We start from the raw sequence: 18,723 nt of genomic DNA, 5'->3' as shown, positions 1-18,723 counted from the left end.
ACCACAACACCGCGAACCGGCGCGCCGCGTGCGGCAGTGTCCGGCCGTCAGGCGCGGGTCCCGGGGTCAGAAGGTGGCGATGGGGTTGACCGGGCTGCCGGACGTGCCGGCGAAGCGGACCGGCGCGACCGCCAGGTGGAAGTCCCACTGGCCGAGTTCGGCGGCCGTCGTCGCGCACGCCTCCAGGTCGCAGTTGTCGAGCAGCCACAGGCCCATCGCGACGAGGCCCACGGCGTGAACCGGCATCAACACGTCGTCGTACCCCGACGGCTGGACGTCCTGGGGCGTGTCGGCGCCGATCAGCGCGACCCCCCGTTCATGCAGCCACGGCAGGCAGGACGCATGCCAGCCGGCCTGCGTGAAACCACCGCTGTCACCGGCCTCATGCCGGACGCGGCCGTAGCCGGTCCGCAGGAGCACCGCGTCACCGGATCGCACCCGCACACCCTGGCGGCGCTCGGCCTCCTCGAGATCGTCGGGGAACACACCCTGCCCCGGCTCCAGCCACGGCACATCGCGGACCTTCGCGACGTCCAGCAGGACACCTCGCGTGATGATCCCGTTCGCCGCAGCCGTCACGGCCGCCCACGCCGATCCCGTGGCGGCATCGACCAGCGAGTGCGACCGCCCGTTGTACATCGTGCCGTCCCAGTAGAGGTGACACGGTGAGTCGACGTGGGTGAGGGTGTTGCCGTGGAACGTGATGCCGAGCCGCTCGGACGAGAAGCCCCAGCGCCGGTCCTTGTGGAACGCGGGCACCGGCATGTTCTCGGCCCCCGGCATGTCGGCGGCGCACGGGCACGTCGTCGTCGACCGCTCCATGTCCCCCGGGACGGCGACCTCCCACGCGCACGACACGCTCCTGCCGTGACGCACCGCCCGCGCCGCCGCCAGACGGACGTCGTCGGTGATGTGGTTCAGGGTGCCGCGCTCGTCATCGTCGCCCCACCGTCCCCAGTTCGACAGCGTGTCGAAGTATCCGAGCACGTCGTCCTGGGTGGGCATCGGTCGCCCTGCCGTCATCCTGGCACTCCTCCGGTCACGTGATAGAGGCACCAAGCCCCGCTGAACTGGCATGACCTTAGATCACGGGTCCGACAGCCGGCCACCGTCGACTGGGTCGTCCCGACAGGCGGCGGCTATTTCTTCACGCCGTCGATCAGTGCGCTGCGCACCGTCCTGGGCGGTTCATAAGCGGCCGGTGTTTCCATGGGCCGGTGACGCCGGGCGTCGTCACTCCCGCCCTCGGGCACGTCATCCGCCCGCGGCGTCGTCGGCTTCCCAGCGCAGCAGGTCGCCCGGCTGGCATTTGAGCACCTCGCAGAGCGCGGCGAGGGTCGTGAAGCGCACGGCCCTGGCGCGGCCGTTCTTGAGCACCGCCAGGTTGGCGGGCGTGATCCCCACGCGGTCCGCGAGCTCGCCCACGGACATCTTCCGCCTGGCCAGCATCACGTCGATGTCGACGGCGATCGGCATCAGATCACCTCGTCCAGCTCGGCCCGCATCCGCGCCGCCTCGACGTCGCGCGCGACGGCCTGGGCGAGCAGCATCCGCAGCACGAACACGAGGAGCGCGCCCCCCAGGATGGCCACGCCGACCCCGCCCATGATGACGGTGACGCCCGGGTCGTCCCGCTGGTCCGGCGCGTTGATGGCCGTGACCGTGAACCACACGAGGGCGGCCGCCACGATCGCGCCGATGATGATGTCCACGTACCGGAAGGCGGCGTGCGAGAACACGGTGCCGCGTCGCACCATCGTCACCAGCCGCCAGATGCAGACCAGGGCGACCTGGACCGTCCCGATGCCCAGGATCGTGATCACGCGCAGCGGGGTCAGCGGGAGCGAGCCGTCCTCCGGGTCGGTGGCCAGCGCCCACACCATCAATGCCTGTACGAGCACGGTGCCTGTGAGCACCACCGCGAGCACGGCGCGCAGCCCGCGCACTGCCAGCTCTCCCATGAGTCGCCCTCCTATCGAGTTACGATGACAATCTATCGATCCTCGATAGGAGTGGCAAGAACTGGGACGTTGATCGTCCGGTGGAGCGAAGGTTCAGGCTTCGGTTCGTCCAGGGGCGCGAACGTCGGCTCTGCCCGTGTGCAGGTAGCGCGCGCGACCCTCACCGTCGTCTCCCAGGAACGCGACGGGGCCGTGGCCGGGCTTCGCGGGCAGCAGGGAGTTTCCGCGCCAGCCGAGCAACTCCGTCCGGTACGGCTCACTGCCGATCTCCACCGCGAAGCCGAGGGGGACCTTCTCCAGCCACAGCCGTCCCCGTTCGTCCTCGCTCACCGTGGTCTCGCTGGTGCTCGACAGGTAGACGCCCGCGCAGCGCCGGGCGTCGGGACGCGCCGCGCGATCCGGGACGGGCTCGGCGGGCGACTCCACGACCCTGCCGAGGATCTCCTTCATCAGCGCCTTGCCGTCGCCGCCGTTGACGCAGATCGCCACCGCGAGGTCGCGGCCGGGGTCGATGCGCAGGACGGCCGACTGCCCGATGCTGTTGCCCTTGTGGCCGAACACCGGGCCGCCCGGCAGGTCGTGGAGCTCCCAGCCGAGGCCCCAGGCCGTCCCCCAGCCGATGTCCGGCAGGACGACCTGCGGCTCCCGCATGGCCCGCAGCCCCTCGTCGGTGAGATGCGCCCGGGCGAAGGTCACCAGGTCGCGCGGGGTCATGGCGAGCATCGACCCGGCGGGCGCCTCCGAGCGCGGCCCCGACCAGACCGGGACGGGCCGCCCTCCTCGGTGCCCCACCGCCGCGCGATGGAGGATCGCCTCATACGGATCGTTCGCCGCGTGCGTCATGCCCAGGGGCGTGAACAGGTGGTCCCGCATGCACCGGCCGAACGGCTCGCCCCGCGCGACCTCGACGATCCGTCCGAGCACGCAGTAGCCCGCGTTGTTGTAGGAGAACATCTCCCCGGGCGCGAAGATCTGCGGCATGTCGGCGAGCAGTTCCACGTATTTCTCCAGGCAGTCGTCCCCCTTGCCCGTGTCGGTGAACACGTCCCCCTCGAACCCGGACGTGTGGCACAGCAACTGCCGGACGGTCGCCTCCCGGAACCCGGGAACGTACCTCGCCACCGGCGCGTCGAGCTCCACCAGCCCCTCCGCGACGAGCCCCATCACCAGCGTCGCCGTCAGCGCCTTCGTGATCGACCCGATCTGGAACACCGAGTCGGCCGTCGCCTCGACCCCGGTCGCCGTGCTCAGCACCCCCGCCGCCGCCTCGACCACCCGCCCCTCGACGCCGACGGCGACCGACACCCCCGGCACCCCGTGCTCCTCCGCCAGCCCCGGCAGCCGCTCCCGCAGCCACCCCTCGACCTCAGCGAGCTCCACCCTCATCCGCCCACCGTAAACGGCCCCGACAACACCCACGCGCAGCCGTGTTCCCGAGGAGCCTGACCACAGGGCAGGGAGAAACACGTCCGGCTAATAGAACTGAATTGCTAAGCGACCACGAAGTGGTGCTCGATAGCATGACCTCCACCCGAGTGGAAGGTTGCCGTCTTATGGGCAAGCACGGCAAAAAAGTTGTTTGTGGCATGTGTAATGGAACTGGTAAAATTCAGACCGGCGGTAACGGAAAAGGGAAGAAGCAAGAGGTCGTGTGTGTCGGGTGCGGGGAACAGGGATGACCCCAGAGGACATCCGCCGCGCCGTACCCCGCGAGGCGTTCGTCCCCGATACCCTCTGGATTCGCCAAGACGACGGCTGGGCGGTCCCCATCACCCGCCAAGAGCACCCAGAGGAATGGACGCGGCTTGTCTGCGATGACGAGCAACCGGTGATCACACAAGTGGACGACGGGGTGGCCGACAAGGGGATATGGCCGACCTCGTCCGGCAGTTCCCCGGAGATCATGGCCGACATGATCGACGCGCTCGACGTCCGGCCCGGCCTGCGCGTCCTGGAGATCGGCACCGGAACCGGGTACAACGCGGCCGTGCTGGCGACCGTCGTCGGAGCCGGCAACGTCACCACGGTCGAGATCGCCCCGGAGATCGCGGCCCATGCCCGCGCGGCGCTCGGCAGGGCCGGATATCCGGTGAACCTGGTGATCGCCGACGGGGTCGGCGGATACGCGCCTGGGGCGCCCTATGACCGGATCATCGTGACCGCCGCCGCCCACCGGATCCCGGCCGCCTGGATCCGGCAGACCAGGCCCGGCGGCGTGATCGTCGTGCCCTGGGCGCCGACCTTCCACCCCGACTGGCCGCTCTGCCGCCTGACCGTCCGGCCGGACGGCACGGCGGCCGGGCGGTTCCTCGGTCCCGCGTCGTTCATGCCGCTGCGCGGCCAGCGCCTCCCGCAATCGGTCATCCACGACACCGAGCGACGATGGCGTCAGGCCGGGGAACCCGCCTGCACCCGCTACGGGATCACCGTCACCGACCGGGAACAGCGGATCTGGCTCGACGTCCCCGACAACGTCGTCGCCTGAGGGGCGCGCGAGAGCCGCTGGTCGCCCGTGATCTCGTCGCGTACCTGGGCGGGGCGGCGGCCGGTCTTCGACTTCCTCGACGACCGGCGCGGCGTTCACGGGGCGGGAGGGTTGTGGCGGTGCAGGGCGGCCGGGACGGCGATCAGGGTGGGCAGGGTGACGGTGACGGAGAGGCCGCCGTCCGGGTTCGCGGTGGCGTGGACGGTGCCGTCGTGGGCCTTGGCGATGGCGGCGACGATGGACAGGCCGAGGCCGGCGCCGTCGGACGAGCCGGTCCTGTCCCGGTGCAGCCTGCGGAACGGCTCGAACAGCTCGTCCACCCGGTCGGGCGGGACGTGGGGGCCTGTGTTGCAGACCACCAGGCCGGTGTCGGGGGACAGTTCGACCAGCACGTGCCCGCCCGGGTGGTTGTGCCGGATCGCGTTCTGCACGAGGTTGGCGACCAGGCGGGTCAGCAGCACCTCGTCGCCGGCGACGGTGACGGGGTGGGCGGCGACGGCGACGTCCACCTCCCGGGGCTCGGCGAGCGGCATGTGCTCGCCGACGACCTGGTCGACCACGACCGCGAGGTCGACCGGCGCCCGCGCGTCCAGGCCCCGCTCGCCCTGCGCGAGGACGAGCAGGCCCTCGATCAGCCGCTCGGACCGCTGCGTGGCCCGCAGCAGCTCGGCCCGGATCCGCGCCACCTTCGCGGGCGAGGGGTCGGACAGCCCGATCTCGATGGCCGTCCGCTGGATGGCGATGGGGGTGCGCAGCTCGTGGGAGGCGTTCGCGACGAAGCGGCGCTGGCTCGCGATGGCGTGCTCCAGCCGGTCCAGCATGGCGTCGAAGGTGTCGGCGAGCTTCTTCAGCTCGTCCTCGGGGCCCGTCATGGCGATGCGCTCGTGCAGTGTGGACAGCGACAGCCGCTGGGCGGTGGCGGTGATGCGGTTCAGGGGCCGCAGCAGCCGCCCGGTCAGCCACCAGCACACCGCGAACGCCAGCACCGCGATCACCGCGAAGGCGATGACGGTGGTGAGGCGCTGCGAGTCGAGCAGGCTCTCCCGCAGCTCCGTCCTCCGCTCGGTCGGGACGATCCCGCCCCCGGTGGCGTCGGACGGGCACGGCGGCGCCGGGGGCCTCCGATCGCAGACGCCCCCCTCCGTGCCGACGTTGGCGAAGTTCGCGAGCTTCCGGACGACCACGCTCTGCTGGAACTGCTGCGCGGCGATCAGCACGCCCAGGCTGATGACGGTGAAGACCCCGCCGTACAGCAGTGTCATCCGCGTCCGCACCGAGCCGCCGAACCGCAGCCGAGGGCGGCGGAGGGAACGCGCAGCCGTCATAATCTGTACCCGCTTCCTGGGACGGTCGCGATGACGGGCGGGTCGCCGAGCTTGGCCCGCAGCTTGCTCATCGTCACCTTGACCACGGTGGTGAATGGGTCGGTGTGCTCGTCCCAGGCCCGTTCCAGGAGCTCCTCGGTGCTGACGACCGAGCCCCTGGCCTGCATCAGCACCTCCAGCACCGCGTACTCCTTGCGGGACAGCGGCAGGTAGCGGCCGTCGCGGTGGGCCTGGCGCCGCGCGGTGTCCAGGGTGATCCCGGCGCATTCCAGCACCGGTGGCAGCGGCGGCCCCGCCCGCCGGGCCAGCGCCCGGATCCGCGCCACCAGCTCGTCGAACGCGAAGGGCTTGGCCAGGTAGTCGTCCGCGCCCAGGTTGAGCCCGGACACCCGCTCGTGGACCGCGCCCGACGCCGTCAGCATCAGGATGCGCACCTGGTCCCCGCGCTGCGACAGCTCCCGGCAGATCTCGTCGCCGTGCACGAGCGGCAGGTCACGGTCCAGGACGAGGACGTGGTACTCGTTGACGGCCAGGCGCTCCAGCGCCGCGGCGCCGTCGTAGGCCACGTCGACGGCCATCGCCTGCTCGCGCAGCCCCTCGGCCACCAGGTCGGCGAGGAAACGCTCATCTTCGGCCACCAGAATCCGCATGCCTTCATTGCCGCAGATCCACGATAAGGGCGCGGTTAACACATGCGGTCACCGCCGGGAAACCGGCCGCCGTCCACGCTGATCGCCATGAAGTCATTCTCACGGAATGACCGGAGGACGACCATGCTGGACTCTGACATCGACCAGCCCGTCCGGGACGGGCCGCGGGCGCCCCTGCTGCGAAGGCGGCGGGTCCAGGTCCTGCTCGGCGGGGCCGCCGTCCTCGCGGTCGGCTCGGTCGGCGCGGCACTGGCGCTCCGGGACGGCGGCGGCTCCGCGTCGGGCAAGACCTCGACGCTGCCGACCGTGGCGGTGGTCCGCGCCGACGTGACCAACACCACCGACGTGGACGGCACCCTCGGCTACGCCGAGAGCTACACGGTGCTGGCGGGCGGCAAGGGGCGGGTCACGTGGGTGCCGAAGGCCGGAGACGTGATCGAACGCGGAAAGCGGGCGTACGGCGTGGACGGCCACCGCGTCCCGCTGCTGTACGGGAGGACGCCGTTCTGGCGCGACATGGAGCAGGGGACCAAGGGCTACGACGTGCTGGAGCTGGAACGCAACCTCGACGCGCTCGGCTACGGCGACGACATGACCGTGGACCGCTCGTTCACGTGGGCGACCGAGCAGGCGGTGATCGACTGGCAGGACGACCTCGGGCTCTCCGAGACCGGCGTGGTCAAGGCCGACGACGTGGTCGTCCAGCCGGGCGCGATCCGGGTGACCAAGCTCCAGGTGCTCCTCGGCGGCAGCGCCCGCGGCGCCCTCTACACCGCCAGCAGCACCCGCCGGCTGATCACCGTGAACCTGCCGGTCAGCCAGCAGGAGATCGTCAGGAAGGGCGCCAAGGCGCGGGTCACCCTGCCGGGCGGCAAGACCACCACCGGGCGCGTCTCCTCGATCGGCTCGGTCGCCACCGCCGGGTCCACCAACTCCCAGTCGCAGGCCGGGCAGGGCACCGAGACCGCGACGATCCCCGTCTACGTCACCCTGGACGACAAGGGCGGCGCCGGCGGCCTCGACGGCGCGCCCGCGACCGTCGGGTTCTCCAGCACCGAGCACAAGAACGTGCTGACCGTCCCGATCAACGCGCTGCTGGCGCACGCGGACAACAAGTACGCGGTGGCGGTGGTGGACGCCTCCGGGAACGTCCGCGAGGTGCCGGTCAAGCTCGGCATCTTCGACGGCGACAACGTCGAGGTGTCCGGCGACCTCACGGCGGGCGCGAAGGTGCAGGTGCCGAAGTCATGACCGATCTCACGGCCGGGGACGGGCCCGCCGTCGTCCAGGTGGAGAAGGCCGGCAAGGACTACCCCGGCGGCGTGCGGGCGCTCCGGGAGGCGTCGCTGACCGTCCACGCCGGGGAGCTGATGGCGGTGATCGGGCCGTCCGGGTCGGGCAAGTCGACGCTGCTCCAGCTGATGGGGACGCTCGACACCCCGACCACCGGCCGGGTCCTGCTCCGCGGGCACGACGTCGCCGAGCTGCCCGACCGGCTGCTGGCGGCGGTGCGGGCCCGCTGGATCGGGTTCGTGTTCCAGCAGTTCTTCCTCACCGCGCACCTCACGGCGCTCGACAACGTCGCCACCGGGCTGCTCTACCACGGCGTCCCGCCGCGGCAACGCCGCCGCCAGGCCCGCGTGGCGCTGGAGCGCGTCGGCCTCGGCCACCGCCTGCACCACCTGCCGCACCAGCTGTCCGGCGGGGAGAAGCAGCGCGCCGCCATCGCCCGCGCGGTCGTCGGCGACCCGCCGCTGCTGCTCGCCGACGAGCCGACCGGCAACCTCGACTCCGAGTCCGGCGCGGGCGTGCTGAGGCTCCTCACCGAGCTCAACGGCGACGGCACCGCCGTCGTGATCATCACCCATGACCGGGACGTCGCGGCGGCGCTGCCCCGGCGCCTGGAGATCCGCGACGGCCAGATCCGCGCCGACACGGGGGTCCCCGCATGATCGCGCTACCGGAACCGGCCCGCCTCCGCGCGGGCGACCTCGCCGTGGTCGGCCTGGACGGGCTGCGCGGCCGCCCGCTGCGGGCCGTGCTGTCCGCGCTCGGCATCGCCATCGGCGTCGCCGCCATGGTCGGGCTGGTGGGCATCAGCACCGTCAGCAAGGCCGGGCTGATGGCCGAGATCGACGAGCTCGGCACGAACATGCTCACCGTCACGCCCGGGACGTCCCTCGTCGGGAAGAGCTCCCACCTGCCCGAGGGCGCGGAGGGCCGCGTCACCCGGATCCCCGGGGTGACGGGCGTGTCGGCGATCGGCCTGGTGCCCGAGGCCAGCGTCCGCCGCACCGACAAGATCTCCTCGGCCACGACCGGCGGCATCGCCGTCCAGGCCGCCCGGACCAACCTGCTCCGACCCCTCGGCGGGACGGTGCGCTCCGGCGCGTTCCTCAACGAGGCCACCAGCCGGTACCCGTCGGTGGTGCTCGGCTCCGTCGCCGCCGAGCGGCTCGGCGTCGACCGCGCCGGACGGCACGTCTACATCGCGGGCCGCTGGTTCATGGTGACCGGGATCCTCAACACGCTCAAGCTGTCCCCCGACCTCGACCGGTCGGCGTTCATCGGCTGGCACTACGCGATGGGACTCGGGTTCGACGGGCACGTCACCACCCTGTACGAGCGGTCCACCGACGCGACCGTGAACTCGGTGCGGGACGTGCTGGCCAACACCGTCAACCCGCAGCACCCCGACGAGATGGAGATCAGCCGCCCGTCGGACGTCCTCACCGCCGAGGCCGCCGCCAACCGCGCGTTCAACGCGCTGTTCTTCGGGCTCGGGGCGGTGGCGCTGCTCGCCGGCGGCGTCGGCATCGCCAACATCATGGTGATCTCGGTGCTGGAGCGCCGCCAGGAGATCGGGCTGCGCCGGTCGCTGGGCGCGACCCGCGGGCAGATCCGGCTGCAGTTCCTCACCGAGTCGGTGTCGCTGTCGGCGCTCGGCGGGGCCACCGGGGTCGTCGTCGGGCTCGTGGTCTGCCTCGGCTACGCCGGGTACCGGGGCTGGCCGCTCGTCCTGCCCGGGCAGGCCATCGCGGGCGGCGCGCTGGCGGCCGTCCTCATCGGCGCCGTCGCCGGCCTGTACCCCGCTCGGCGCGCGTCCCGCCTCACCCCCACCGAGGCGCTCGCCACCACCTGACCCGGGAGTGCCCCCGTGCCTGCCGGGGAAGGGGGGGCGGGGGCACTCCCGCTTGTACGGCGGACGTCCGCACGCGGCCTCATCGGGCCACCTGCGGCCCGCCTCCGCGGCTATATGATCTTCATTCCGGGGTCAGCCGATGGAGGCCGCGTTGCTGCACGATCCGAAGATCTCCGAGCCGTGGGGCATCGCGACGTTCGGGGCGGCGACCGTGGCGGCCGAACCCGACGTCGCGCGGGTGATGGTGCGGCTGGCCAGCGTCGAGGAGGCGCCCGCCGAGGCGTTCCAGTCGGCGCGGCGGCTGATCGCCGGCTTCCGGGCGGTGCTCCGCGCCCACCGGGTCCCGGTGGAGGGCGTGTCGCCGTCCCGTCTCAAGCTCGCCACGCACTACGACTACGACCCGGCCGGCAACGTCCGGAAGAAGGACGGGTTCGCCTGCGAGGCGGACTACGAGATCGAGACCACGTCGATCGGCACCCTCCAGCAGCTGCTGATCGAGGTCGTCGACGCCGGTGTCGACCAGATCAACGGCATCGAGTTCGACGTGCGGGCCAAACGCGCCCTGCGCGCCCAGGCCCGCCGCGACGCCGTGGGCGCGGCGCGCGCGAAGGCGGCGCTGTACGCAGACGCGGCCGGGGTCAGGCTCGGCCGGGTGCTGCACATCGAGGACGTCGACCCCGAGCGGCTCAGGGCCCACGGGCACGGCGGGGTCCACGGCGGCATGGAAGAGGACTTCGCCCCCGGCCAGATCGTGATCTCCGCCGCCGTGTCCATGGGCTTCGCCATCGCCCACTAATGCTCCGATAAAACGGACCATGGCGTGTGCGCCGTCGCCGCGCGTCTTCTTTCCGGGTGAGACCGGACCAGTCATTATTGACGGTAAGTAATCAGCTTCTCATTCCCCGTTCAGATCCCTTACCGCTGACTGTCCGGCTCTCTACCTAGCTTTTACATCGGTTGTGACGGCCATCACTCCTCCGAGTTCCAGCCCAGCTCAGAGAGGTTCGCCCGTGGAACGCCGTACTTTCCTCCGCGCCTCGGTGATCGGCGCAGGCACCGTCGCCTTCTCCGGAAGCCTGTGGCGCGAGGCCGCGCTCGCCGCACCGGCCCAGCTCGACCCGGCCCCGCCGTACGGGGCGCTCCAGCCCGCCGACGCCAACGGCATCCAGCTGCCCGCCGGGTTCACCGGCCGGGTCGTCGCCCGGTCCGGCCAGACGGTGCCCGGGACGACCCACACCTGGCACGACGCCCCGGACGGGGGCGCGTGCTTCGCCGACGGCACGGGGTGGATCTACGTGTCCAACGCCGAGGTCGGATCCGGCGGCGGCGGCGCCTCGGCGCTGCGCTTCGGGTCGGGCGCCACCATCACCTCGGCGTACTCGATCCTGTCGGGGACCAACCGCAACTGCGCGGGCGGCGCGACGCCGTGGAACACCTGGCTGTCGTGCGAGGAGGTCGACACCGGCTACGTGTGGGAGACCAGTCCGTGGGGCGGCGCGGCGACCCGCCGGGACGCGATGGGCCGGTTCAACCACGAGGCCGCGGCGGCCGACCCCGTCCGCCAGGTCGTCTACCTCACCGAGGACAAGACCGACGGCGGGTTCTACTGCTTCGTCCCCACCACCTGGGGCAACCTGTCGTCCGGGACGCTCCAGGTGCTCAAGGCGGGCACCGGCACGTCCGGGTCCTTCACCTGGGGAACCGTGCCCGACCCCGACGGCTCGCCCAAGGCGACCCGCAAACAGGTCCCGGGGATGAAGGTCTTCAACGGCGGGGAGGGCTGCCACTACGCCGACGACACCGTCTGGTTCACCACCAAGGGCGACAACCGGGTGTGGCAGGTCGACCTCGCCGCGGGCACCTACGCGCTCGCCTACGACGACGACCTCGTCAGCCCCGGCCCGGCGCCGCTGACCGGCGTGGACAACATCACCGGCTCCGCCTCCGGCGACCTGTACGTGGCCGAGGACGGCGGCAACATGGAGATCTGCATGATCACCCCGGACGACAGGATCTCGGTGTTCCTCCGCGTCAACGGGCAGAGCTCCTCGGAGCTGTGCGGCCCGGCGTTCAACCCCGCGGGGAACCGGCTGTACTTCTCCTCCCAGCGCGGCACCAGCGGGTCGTCCTCCGGCGGCATCACCTACGAGGTGACCGGGCCGTTCCGCACCTGACCCCCGCACGGGGTGCCGGCCGGGGCGCGGGCCGGCACCCCACCCGCGGGCGGACGCGGGGCCGGCGTCCGATAGGGCGGCCGTGGCGGCGAGGGGCGTGCGGAGGACGCGGCGGTGGAGGAGGCCGCGCAGGCGCCGGTGGACTGCCGGGCCGCGGCGGGCAAGGTGGGCGTAGTGGGCGTGGCGGGCAAAGCGGGTGTGGTGGGCGTGGCGGGCAAAGAGGGTGTGGTGGGAGGTGGCGGCGTCGGCGGGCATCGGGTGGGGCGGGGTTCCGGCGGGTGCGCGGGACGGGTTGGGGACGCCGGGGGAGAAGGAGCTCTGCTCGTCCGCGCCGGTGGGCGGAGGTGGTCGTCGGCCCAGAAGTCGATGAGCGCGTCAGCCGGGAGGTCGTGCAGGAGCGGGACGCGGCCGGTGGGGTACGGGTGGGCCAGCCCGCGTCCGGTGAAGAGCATCCACTGGACGGTCAGCGCCGTCGCCATGACGATCTCGTCGGCCGAGCGCGGGCCGTGGGGCGGGGACGCGCGCGGGGACGTTCCGGGTGGCGCGTGCATCGATGACTCCCTGCGTGCGGGGGGCGGTACCAGGGGCGAGTACCTGTAGTCATCATCCGATTACGGGGCGAGGTGCCCTGGGCGGCGGAACGAACCCGGCCAGAAAAGTCGGATCGTGGCCGTGCGTGAACAGTTCAGGCCATCCGCCCGGCGGCGTCCGAAGTATCCGGAGGCACGCGGCGGGCCGACGGCGCCCTGCCGCCAAACAGGGCTACCGCCGCCGACCCGCCTGCGTGGTCAGGGTCGCCCGGTCGGTGGACCAACCCATAGGAGAAATATGCCGCGAATGTGTCATATGACGCGGTAGTTCTCTCCGGTTCGCCTCCGGATTATCGCGGGAATCGACGGGCCCCCGCCGACAGAACAAAAGTGAACGGTTCCCGAGGTGAGGGAACAGTGGCGGCGGGACGACGTCCGAACCCGCTTGGCGGAGTTCAAATCCCGGACGGTGTTCTGTTTTGCACATACGGCGACGAGTCGGGCCGAACGTCCGTACAGTCCGGATCCCATGGGTCATGATGCTCACAAGCCGCCGCTCGTTCACCGCCAATCGACGGTGGCGACACGAAGAACCGAACAAAGCCCCGGTCGAACTTTGGACCCCCGTTTCGGAGACGACACATTGAACAGCGCGCTCACCTGCGTAGCCATGCCCACCTTGCAGCCCGCCGAGCCGCCGCGGGCCGCCCCGCCGCGGCCGGCCGCGGGCAAGGGCGCCGATGACGGCGGTTCCCGCGTGCCCGGGTGGCCGGCTCCCGGGCCGCGGTCCCTCTGAGCCCGGCCGATCATGGGACTGACGCCCTGGCGCCGCCGGCCCGTGCCGCTCCTCCGGGGCAGGCGCCACGCCCGCACGCGCGAGAAGCTGGAGCGGTTCCTCGACGGGGTCTACCCCGGTGGCGTCTCCGACGCCGGGGACAAGCTCAAACTGATCATCCTGGGAATCCTCCTCCAGCATCCCGACCACGACCGGGTCATCGCCTGCGCGCGCCGCCGCGGCCTCGACGACCAGCGGACCCGGCGGTTCCTGCGCGGGGAGGTGGCCTCCGGGTTCCGCCACCAGACCCTCGCGGGGCTGCTCGGCGACTGCGACGCCGACCCGGTGACCATCGAGGTCGCGATGGAGTTGTTCGAGGTGGTCATCCGGGAAGAGGCCGGGCCGCGCCGCCCGGTGCGGCCCGGCCCCGCGCCGCCGTCCGCGCCGTCCGCGCCGTCCGCGCCCGCGTCTTCCGCGGCGTCCGACGCGCCGTCCGCGGGGGACGGCGAGAACGGCGCCGCCGAGCCCGCCGTGCGTGATCGCGTCCCCGGTGGCCCGCCGGAACCCGAGCCCGACGAGCCCGGCCCGCCCGCCTCGAAACCCGATCCGGGCACCGCCGCCACCGCCTCCGAACTGATGGCCCTGCTGCGGGCGTACCGCCTGTGGACGGGCAAGCGGAGCTACCGCAAGATGTCCGCGGCCATCGACCATCGCTACGCCCACACCACCCTGTCCGGGCTGCCGCGCCGCACGACCCTGTCCACCCTCGACATCTTCCTGGCCTACATCGAAGGCTGCGGCGGCGACCCCGCCGACCTCGGGCAATGGAAGGCCGCCTGGCAGCGCATCGCCGTCAGCGACGCCTCCCCGCCCGAGGACGGCGAGGACGGCGACGGCGTCCCCGGCCCGCCCGGCTGAGGAGGGGAGGGGTCAGCGGCGCGAGGGCTCGGTGGAGTCGAGGCTCATGATGGCGGCGTGCAGGGACGTGCGGACGTCCGCCGACTCCAGGCCGACCCCGAGGACCCGCTCGATCGCCGCGAGACGCTGGTAGAGGCTCTGCCGGGACAGATGGGCGGCGGCCGCCGCCTCCGACTTGTTGCCCCCGTGCGCGACGTAGGCGCGGAGGGTGTCCAGCAGCCCGGTGCCGTGCCGGCTGTCGTGGTCGAGCAGCGGCCCCAGGGTGCGTTCGACGAACGCCTGGAGCCTCGGGTCGTCGCCGAGGATGAACAGCAGGCCGCGTAGCTGGATGTCGGGAAGCTCGTAGTACGGCCGGTGGTGGGCGTTGCGCGGCGGCGGCGCCGCGTCCGCGATCTGGTGGGCCTCGGAGAACGAGCGCCGGACCTCGGCCACCTCCCGGGCCGTGGTCCCCGCCGCGACGGTGGCGGGACGGCCGAGCCGTTCGCGGACGCCGCGGGCGAACCGCTCCAGGACGCGCGGACGCTCGGCCGGGTCCTCCAGCGCCAGCAGCGCGCCGACGCGCCGGTCGTCCAGGGCCCCCACCAGGGCGCCCGCGCCGGCGGCGCGGGCCGCGGCGGCGACGGGCTCGGCGGCCCCGCCGGGACCCCCCTCCGGCTGGACGATCACCGCGATCAGCGCGGACTGCGCGATCGGGACGCCGAGCGCGGCGGTGCGCGCCTCGATGTCCGGCGCGGAGGAGTACCGGCCGTCGATGATCTCCGAGAGCGTGGAGCGGTGCGCCTGGCGCTCCAGGGTCTCGCGGTTGCGCTCCAGCAGCCGGTTCAGGGTCAGGGCCGTGGCGCCGCGTTCGAGGATCAGCAGCTGGGTCGCCGTGGGCTCGCCGGACGGCAGCAGGACGAGGCGCCCCCAGGTCTCGCCGCGGGCCTCGACGGTCGTGACCGCCCAGCGCTCGGCCCCGCAGACCGCCGTCCGCGCGTCCGCGCGGGCCATCCGGGACCGCGCCTCCCAGTTGCGCAGCAGGTCGTCGACCGGCATGTCCGCCGCCGCGTGGCCGACCACGCGGTGCATGAGGTCCTCGAACACCACCGGGCAGCCGGTCATCCCGGCGACCGCGTCGACGATCTCCGCGGGCGAGGCACCGCGGACGCTGAGCGCCGTGAACGTCTCGTGCGCCTGCTCGGACGCGCGCAGGGCGTTGAACTGCTGCTCGACGATGCACGTGTGGATCGCCTCGGTGATCTTGACGTACCGGACCTCGCGGTGCAGGGCCACCAGCGGCAGCCCGCCCCGCTCCATCGCCGTGACGAGCGGCGGCGGCAGGCTCCGGAACCGGCGGCCGAGCTCCACCACCAGCCCCGCCGCGCCCGCCTCGATCAGCTCGGCGGCGTAGCGGCGCAGGTCGTCGCCGTCGGGCAGGGCGATGCCGGTGGACAGGATCAGCTCGCCGCCGAGCAGCAGCCCGGCGATGTCGGGGATCTCGCTGACATGCACCCACCGCACCGGCCGGTCGAGGTGCTCCCGCCCCGCGAGCACCTCGGGGCGCCCGACCCGCACGGCGGGCAGATCGAGCACCTCGGCGACGGTCGGCAGGGCCACCTGGACGAGGGGGTCGTCGGTCTCGGCTCGCATCTGCGTGCTCCTTCCACCCGCGTCTCCGAACAGCCTGCTCAGGACCATTGTCGACGAACAAAGTGTCACTAGAGAACACCGAGCGTGGGCACTCTGTTCGTTGTGGCGGCCGTCACTCCCCACGCAGACTCGAAAGCCAGCCGTCCGGCGGACAACCCCAGGTCACGGGGGTGCGAAGGGAGGCCCATGACGGTGACGGCCGAGGCCGGCGTCACTCGGAGGTCGCATCCGGTTCCGCAGGTGCTGGTGCTGTGCGCGGGCGCCGTGCTGCTCAACCTGGCGATGAACGCGGCCGAGGACCACCTGTCGGCGCTGGGGCCCGCGGCGGCCACCCCGAACGGACGGGGCGCGGCCGCCTGGCTCGACTGGATCCTCGGCGACACCACCGAGGCGCAGTTCTACCAGGCGTGGCTCGCGGGCGCGGGCCTGCTCGGCGCCGCCGCGGTGGCGCATCTGGCGGCGCGGCGCCGGTGGCGGGGCCGGGGATTCGACATCGCCTACGGGACCGGCCTGTGGCCCTGGGTCCTGCTCGCCGCCGGGACCGGGCTGCTGCTGTCGAACGCGCTGTGGGGCTGGACGATGGCGGACGGCGAGTGGCAGCCGACGTTCGTGCCGTTCGTGTCGGTGCCGCCCGCGATGGTGCTGGTCTACGGCGGCGGGACGCGGATCGCGCTGACGGCGGGCGCGCTGGGCGCCCTGCTGGTCACCCCGGCGTCGCTGCTGATCTGGCACCACGTCTGCCCGCCACTGGACCTGCCCGCCGTCGTCGCCAACGTGGGCGGCATGTCGGCGGGCGCGCTGCTCGCCTTCCTCGTCGCCCGCCACCTGCCCTGGATGCCCACCCCGCCGCCGCCCGACGACCCGCGCACCGAGGCGGCCGACGAGACCCCCGGTGAGACCGCTGCCATGGACGGGCCCGCCGCCATCGACGGGCCCGCCCCGTCCGGCACATCCGGCACGTCCGCCGCGTCCGGTGCCGTGGACGGTGTCCCCGCGCGGCCCCGGATGTGGGTGGCGCGGCGGGCGCTGGCGGACTTCAGCGAGGCCCAGTTCTACGGCAACGAGTGGGCCTCGGCCGGGCTCCTGGCGGGGCTGCTGCTGGCCTGGGTGATCGACCCGCTGGGGCCGTCCTACGGCAGCGGCCTCGTCCCCGACCTGCTCACCGCGCAGATCCTCACCGCCGTCTGGGGGGTATGGCTGCACTCCGGACGGTGGGAGCGCCACGGCTGGTACCCCACGTTCGTGCCCGTGGTGTCCCTGGCCCCGGCGGCGGTGCTCGTCACGGGCGGCGGCTGGCGGGTGATCGTCCTGGCGGCGGCGGCGGGCGCCGCTGCCGGGCCGCCGCTGGCGAGGGCCGTCGCCGTCCGGCTGCCCTCCGACTTCCATCCGTTCATAGGGAGCGTCATGTCGATGACCGTCATCAGCGCGCTGGGGATCCCCGCGCTCAAGCTGCTCGACTCGGCGGGCCTGGTATGACCCGGGCCGAGGAGGGGCACCGGCCGCAGGTGGTGCGGGCACGCCGGGTCGTCACCATGGGCGGGCACACGGGCGGCGCGGCCGACGCCCTCGTGACGCTGGGCGAGCGGGTGATCGCCGTGGGCGCCGCCCCGGAGCTCCTCGACCGTTTCCCCGGCGCCGACGTGGTGGACCTCGGCCGGGGCGTGGTGGTGCCGGGCTTCAACGACGCGCACGCCCACCCGTCGGTGCTGGCCGACGGCGGGCTGTACGTCGACCTCGCGCCCACCGTGACCGGCAGCGCCGAGGAGGTGCGGCGGGCGCTGGCCGAGCGCGCGGCCCGCACGCCGGACGGCGCGTGGGTCGTCGGGCACAACTTCGACGTGTCCCGCACCGAGGACGGCGGCGCGGTCGGCCGTGACCTGCTGGACCGGGTCTCCGCCCGTCACCCGGTGCTGATCATCCACTACTCCTACCACGGCGCGGTGGCCAACTCCGCGGCGCTCGCCGCCGCCGGCTACGACGAGGGCACGCCCGACCCGGTCGGCGGCGAGCTGGTGCGCGACGGCGGGCGGCTGACCGGCGTGGTGTGGGAGCGCGCCTGGACGGAGGGCTTCTTCGGGCACGGCGCCAAGCCCGCGCTCGTCCCGGTGCCGACGGCCGAGGCGCGGGTGGAGTCGCTGCGCCGGATCGTCGGGGAGATGAACGCCGCGGGCATCACTTCGATCTGCGACGCCATGGTCCACCCCGCCGACTGGGAGCTGTACCAGCGCGCCCGCGACGGCGGTGCGCTCACCGCCCGGATCGGGATGCTGCTGTGGTACGAGCACTTCGACCCGGCGCCCCGGCTGGGCCTGGGCACCGGCTTCGGCGATGAGTGGCTGCGCTTCACCGGCGTGAAGATGATGGCCGACGGCGCGGTCTCCGGCGGCACCTGCCTGTGCTCGCGCCCCTACAACGGCGCCCAGGGCGAGCCGACCGGCGGCATCCAGGTCATGCCGGACGAGGAGATCACCGAGGTCGTCCACCGGGTGCACGCCGCCGGAGGCAGGCTGGCCGTGCACGCCAACGGCGACCTGGCCATCGGCAAGGTCCTGGACGCGATGGAGGACGCCGCCGCCCGCGTGCCCGCGCGGCCCGGGCAGGCGCACCGCATCGAGCACTGCTCGGTGGTGGACGAACGGCTCGTGGAACGCATCCGGCGGCTGGGGGTGATCCCGGTGCCGTTCGGCGCGTTCGTCCGCTACCACGGCCGCAACCTGGTGGCCCACTACGGCGTCGAGCGGGCGGCCCGGATCAGCCCGCACCGCACGTTCCGGGAAGCGGGGATCACCGTGGCGGGGTCGTCCGACCACCCCTGCGGCCCGCCGGAACCGCTGTACGCGCTCCAGTCGATGACCACCCGCCGGAGCCTGGACGGCACCGTCCTCGGCGAGGACGAGCGGCTGACCCCCTACGAGGCGCTGGAGGTGTACACGGCCGGGTCCGCGGCCGCCTCCGGTGAGGAGCACTTCAAGGGACGCCTCCTGCCCGGGTTCCTGGCCGACTTCACCGTCCTGGCCGAGGACCCGCTGCGCGCCGACCCCGAGGGCCTGGCCGGCATCCCCGTCACGAGCACCTGGGTCGGCGGGCGCCCTGTCTGGGAAGGACCCGCCTGACGTGATCGACCACGACCCGCC

Annotated in this window: 17 protein-coding genes; 10 read left to right on the top strand and 7 right to left on the bottom strand. The window is 72.9% G+C overall.

Annotated elements, in window-relative coordinates; all coding sequences use genetic code 11:
• Positions 1-66 precede the first annotated feature (66 nt).
• The 4 genes from AGRA3207_RS11610 to AGRA3207_RS11595 form a co-directional block, all read right to left on the bottom strand.
• Positions 67-1,023 carry a cyclase family protein gene (locus AGRA3207_RS11610; RefSeq protein ID WP_231334606.1) on the bottom strand — a complete coding sequence of 319 codons (957 nt, stop codon included), beginning with the start codon at positions 1,021-1,023 and terminating at the stop codon, positions 67-69.
• Positions 1,024-1,254: 231 nt separating this feature from the next.
• Complete coding sequence (locus AGRA3207_RS11605; RefSeq protein ID WP_231334605.1) at positions 1,255-1,476, bottom strand: helix-turn-helix domain-containing protein; 222 nt, start codon at positions 1,474-1,476, stop codon at positions 1,255-1,257.
• Complete coding sequence (locus AGRA3207_RS11600; RefSeq protein ID WP_231334604.1) at positions 1,476-1,961, bottom strand: DUF2975 domain-containing protein; 486 nt, start codon at positions 1,959-1,961, stop codon at positions 1,476-1,478. Before AGRA3207_RS11600 ends, AGRA3207_RS11605 begins: the two co-directional genes overlap by 1 nt.
• 93 nt (positions 1,962-2,054) lie before the next feature.
• Positions 2,055-3,347: a serine hydrolase domain-containing protein gene (locus tag AGRA3207_RS11595; RefSeq protein ID WP_231334603.1), complete on the bottom strand. Its 1,293-nt coding sequence runs from the start codon at positions 3,345-3,347 to the stop codon at positions 2,055-2,057.
• Positions 3,348-3,636: 289 nt separating this feature from the next.
• Here AGRA3207_RS11595 and AGRA3207_RS11590 point away from each other — a divergent pair, with 289 nt between their 5' ends.
• A complete protein-coding gene (locus AGRA3207_RS11590) occupies positions 3,637-4,446 on the top strand; it encodes a methyltransferase domain-containing protein (protein WP_231334602.1) in 810 nt (269 codons plus the stop codon).
• Between the two features lie 95 nt (positions 4,447-4,541).
• Here AGRA3207_RS11590 and AGRA3207_RS11585 read toward each other — a convergent pair whose 3' ends face one another.
• Together AGRA3207_RS11585 and AGRA3207_RS11580 are read right to left on the bottom strand one after the other, a co-directional pair.
• Positions 4,542-5,771 carry a sensor histidine kinase gene (locus AGRA3207_RS11585; protein WP_231334601.1) on the bottom strand — a complete coding sequence of 410 codons (1,230 nt, stop codon included), beginning with the start codon at positions 5,769-5,771 and terminating at the stop codon, positions 4,542-4,544.
• Positions 5,768-6,421, bottom strand: a complete 654-nt coding sequence (locus AGRA3207_RS11580) for a response regulator transcription factor (protein ID WP_231334600.1) — start codon at positions 6,419-6,421, stop codon at positions 5,768-5,770. Before AGRA3207_RS11580 ends, AGRA3207_RS11585 begins: the two co-directional genes overlap by 4 nt.
• Positions 6,422-6,544: 123 nt before the next feature.
• Here AGRA3207_RS11580 and AGRA3207_RS11575 point away from each other — a divergent pair, with 123 nt between their 5' ends.
• From AGRA3207_RS11575 to AGRA3207_RS11545, 7 genes are all read left to right on the top strand, one after another.
• Complete coding sequence (locus tag AGRA3207_RS11575) at positions 6,545-7,672, top strand: peptidoglycan-binding protein (protein ID WP_231334599.1); 1,128 nt, start codon at positions 6,545-6,547, stop codon at positions 7,670-7,672.
• Positions 7,669-8,373 carry an ABC transporter ATP-binding protein gene (locus tag AGRA3207_RS11570; RefSeq protein ID WP_231334598.1) on the top strand — a complete coding sequence of 235 codons (705 nt, stop codon included), beginning with the start codon at positions 7,669-7,671 and terminating at the stop codon, positions 8,371-8,373. The genes AGRA3207_RS11575 and AGRA3207_RS11570 overlap by 4 nt, the downstream gene beginning before the upstream one ends.
• Positions 8,370-9,563 carry an ABC transporter permease gene (locus AGRA3207_RS11565; RefSeq protein WP_231334597.1) on the top strand — a complete coding sequence of 398 codons (1,194 nt, stop codon included), beginning with the start codon at positions 8,370-8,372 and terminating at the stop codon, positions 9,561-9,563. Before AGRA3207_RS11570 ends, AGRA3207_RS11565 begins: the two co-directional genes overlap by 4 nt.
• Before the next feature lie 139 nt (positions 9,564-9,702).
• Positions 9,703-10,359 carry an SIMPL domain-containing protein gene (locus tag AGRA3207_RS11560; protein ID WP_231334596.1) on the top strand — a complete coding sequence of 219 codons (657 nt, stop codon included), beginning with the start codon at positions 9,703-9,705 and terminating at the stop codon, positions 10,357-10,359.
• Between the two features lie 214 nt (positions 10,360-10,573).
• Positions 10,574-11,737: an alkaline phosphatase PhoX gene (locus AGRA3207_RS11555; protein ID WP_231334595.1), complete on the top strand. Its 1,164-nt coding sequence runs from the start codon at positions 10,574-10,576 to the stop codon at positions 11,735-11,737.
• Between the two features lie 441 nt (positions 11,738-12,178).
• On the top strand, positions 12,179-12,337 hold the full coding sequence (locus AGRA3207_RS11550) for a hypothetical protein (protein WP_231334594.1): 159 nt from the start codon (positions 12,179-12,181) through the stop codon (positions 12,335-12,337).
• Between the two features lie 738 nt (positions 12,338-13,075).
• Positions 13,076-13,960 (top strand): hypothetical protein, encoded by an 885-nt coding sequence (locus AGRA3207_RS11545; RefSeq protein WP_231334593.1) that lies wholly within the window; start codon positions 13,076-13,078, stop codon positions 13,958-13,960.
• Positions 13,961-13,972: 12 nt separating this feature from the next.
• Here AGRA3207_RS11545 and AGRA3207_RS11540 read toward each other — a convergent pair whose 3' ends face one another.
• Positions 13,973-15,589, bottom strand: coding sequence for a PucR family transcriptional regulator (locus tag AGRA3207_RS11540; protein ID WP_231334592.1), 1,617 nt, complete (start codon positions 15,587-15,589; stop codon positions 13,973-13,975).
• A gap of 186 nt (positions 15,590-15,775) precedes the next feature.
• Here AGRA3207_RS11540 and AGRA3207_RS39790 point away from each other — a divergent pair, with 186 nt between their 5' ends.
• Positions 15,776-17,065, top strand: a complete 1,290-nt coding sequence (locus tag AGRA3207_RS39790; RefSeq protein WP_273700029.1) for a hypothetical protein — start codon at positions 15,776-15,778, stop codon at positions 17,063-17,065.
• On the top strand, positions 17,062-18,702 hold the full coding sequence (locus AGRA3207_RS11530) for an amidohydrolase (RefSeq protein WP_231334591.1): 1,641 nt from the start codon (positions 17,062-17,064) through the stop codon (positions 18,700-18,702). The genes AGRA3207_RS39790 and AGRA3207_RS11530 overlap by 4 nt, the downstream gene beginning before the upstream one ends.
• The last annotated feature ends 21 nt before the right edge of the window (positions 18,703-18,723 follow it).

The organism is Actinomadura graeca (assembly GCF_019175365.1).
Taxonomy (GTDB): Bacteria; Actinomycetota; Actinomycetes; order Streptosporangiales; family Streptosporangiaceae; genus Spirillospora; species Spirillospora graeca.
The sequence above is the reverse complement of the archived record's forward strand: the minus strand, read 5'-3'. Positions and strand labels throughout refer to the sequence as shown.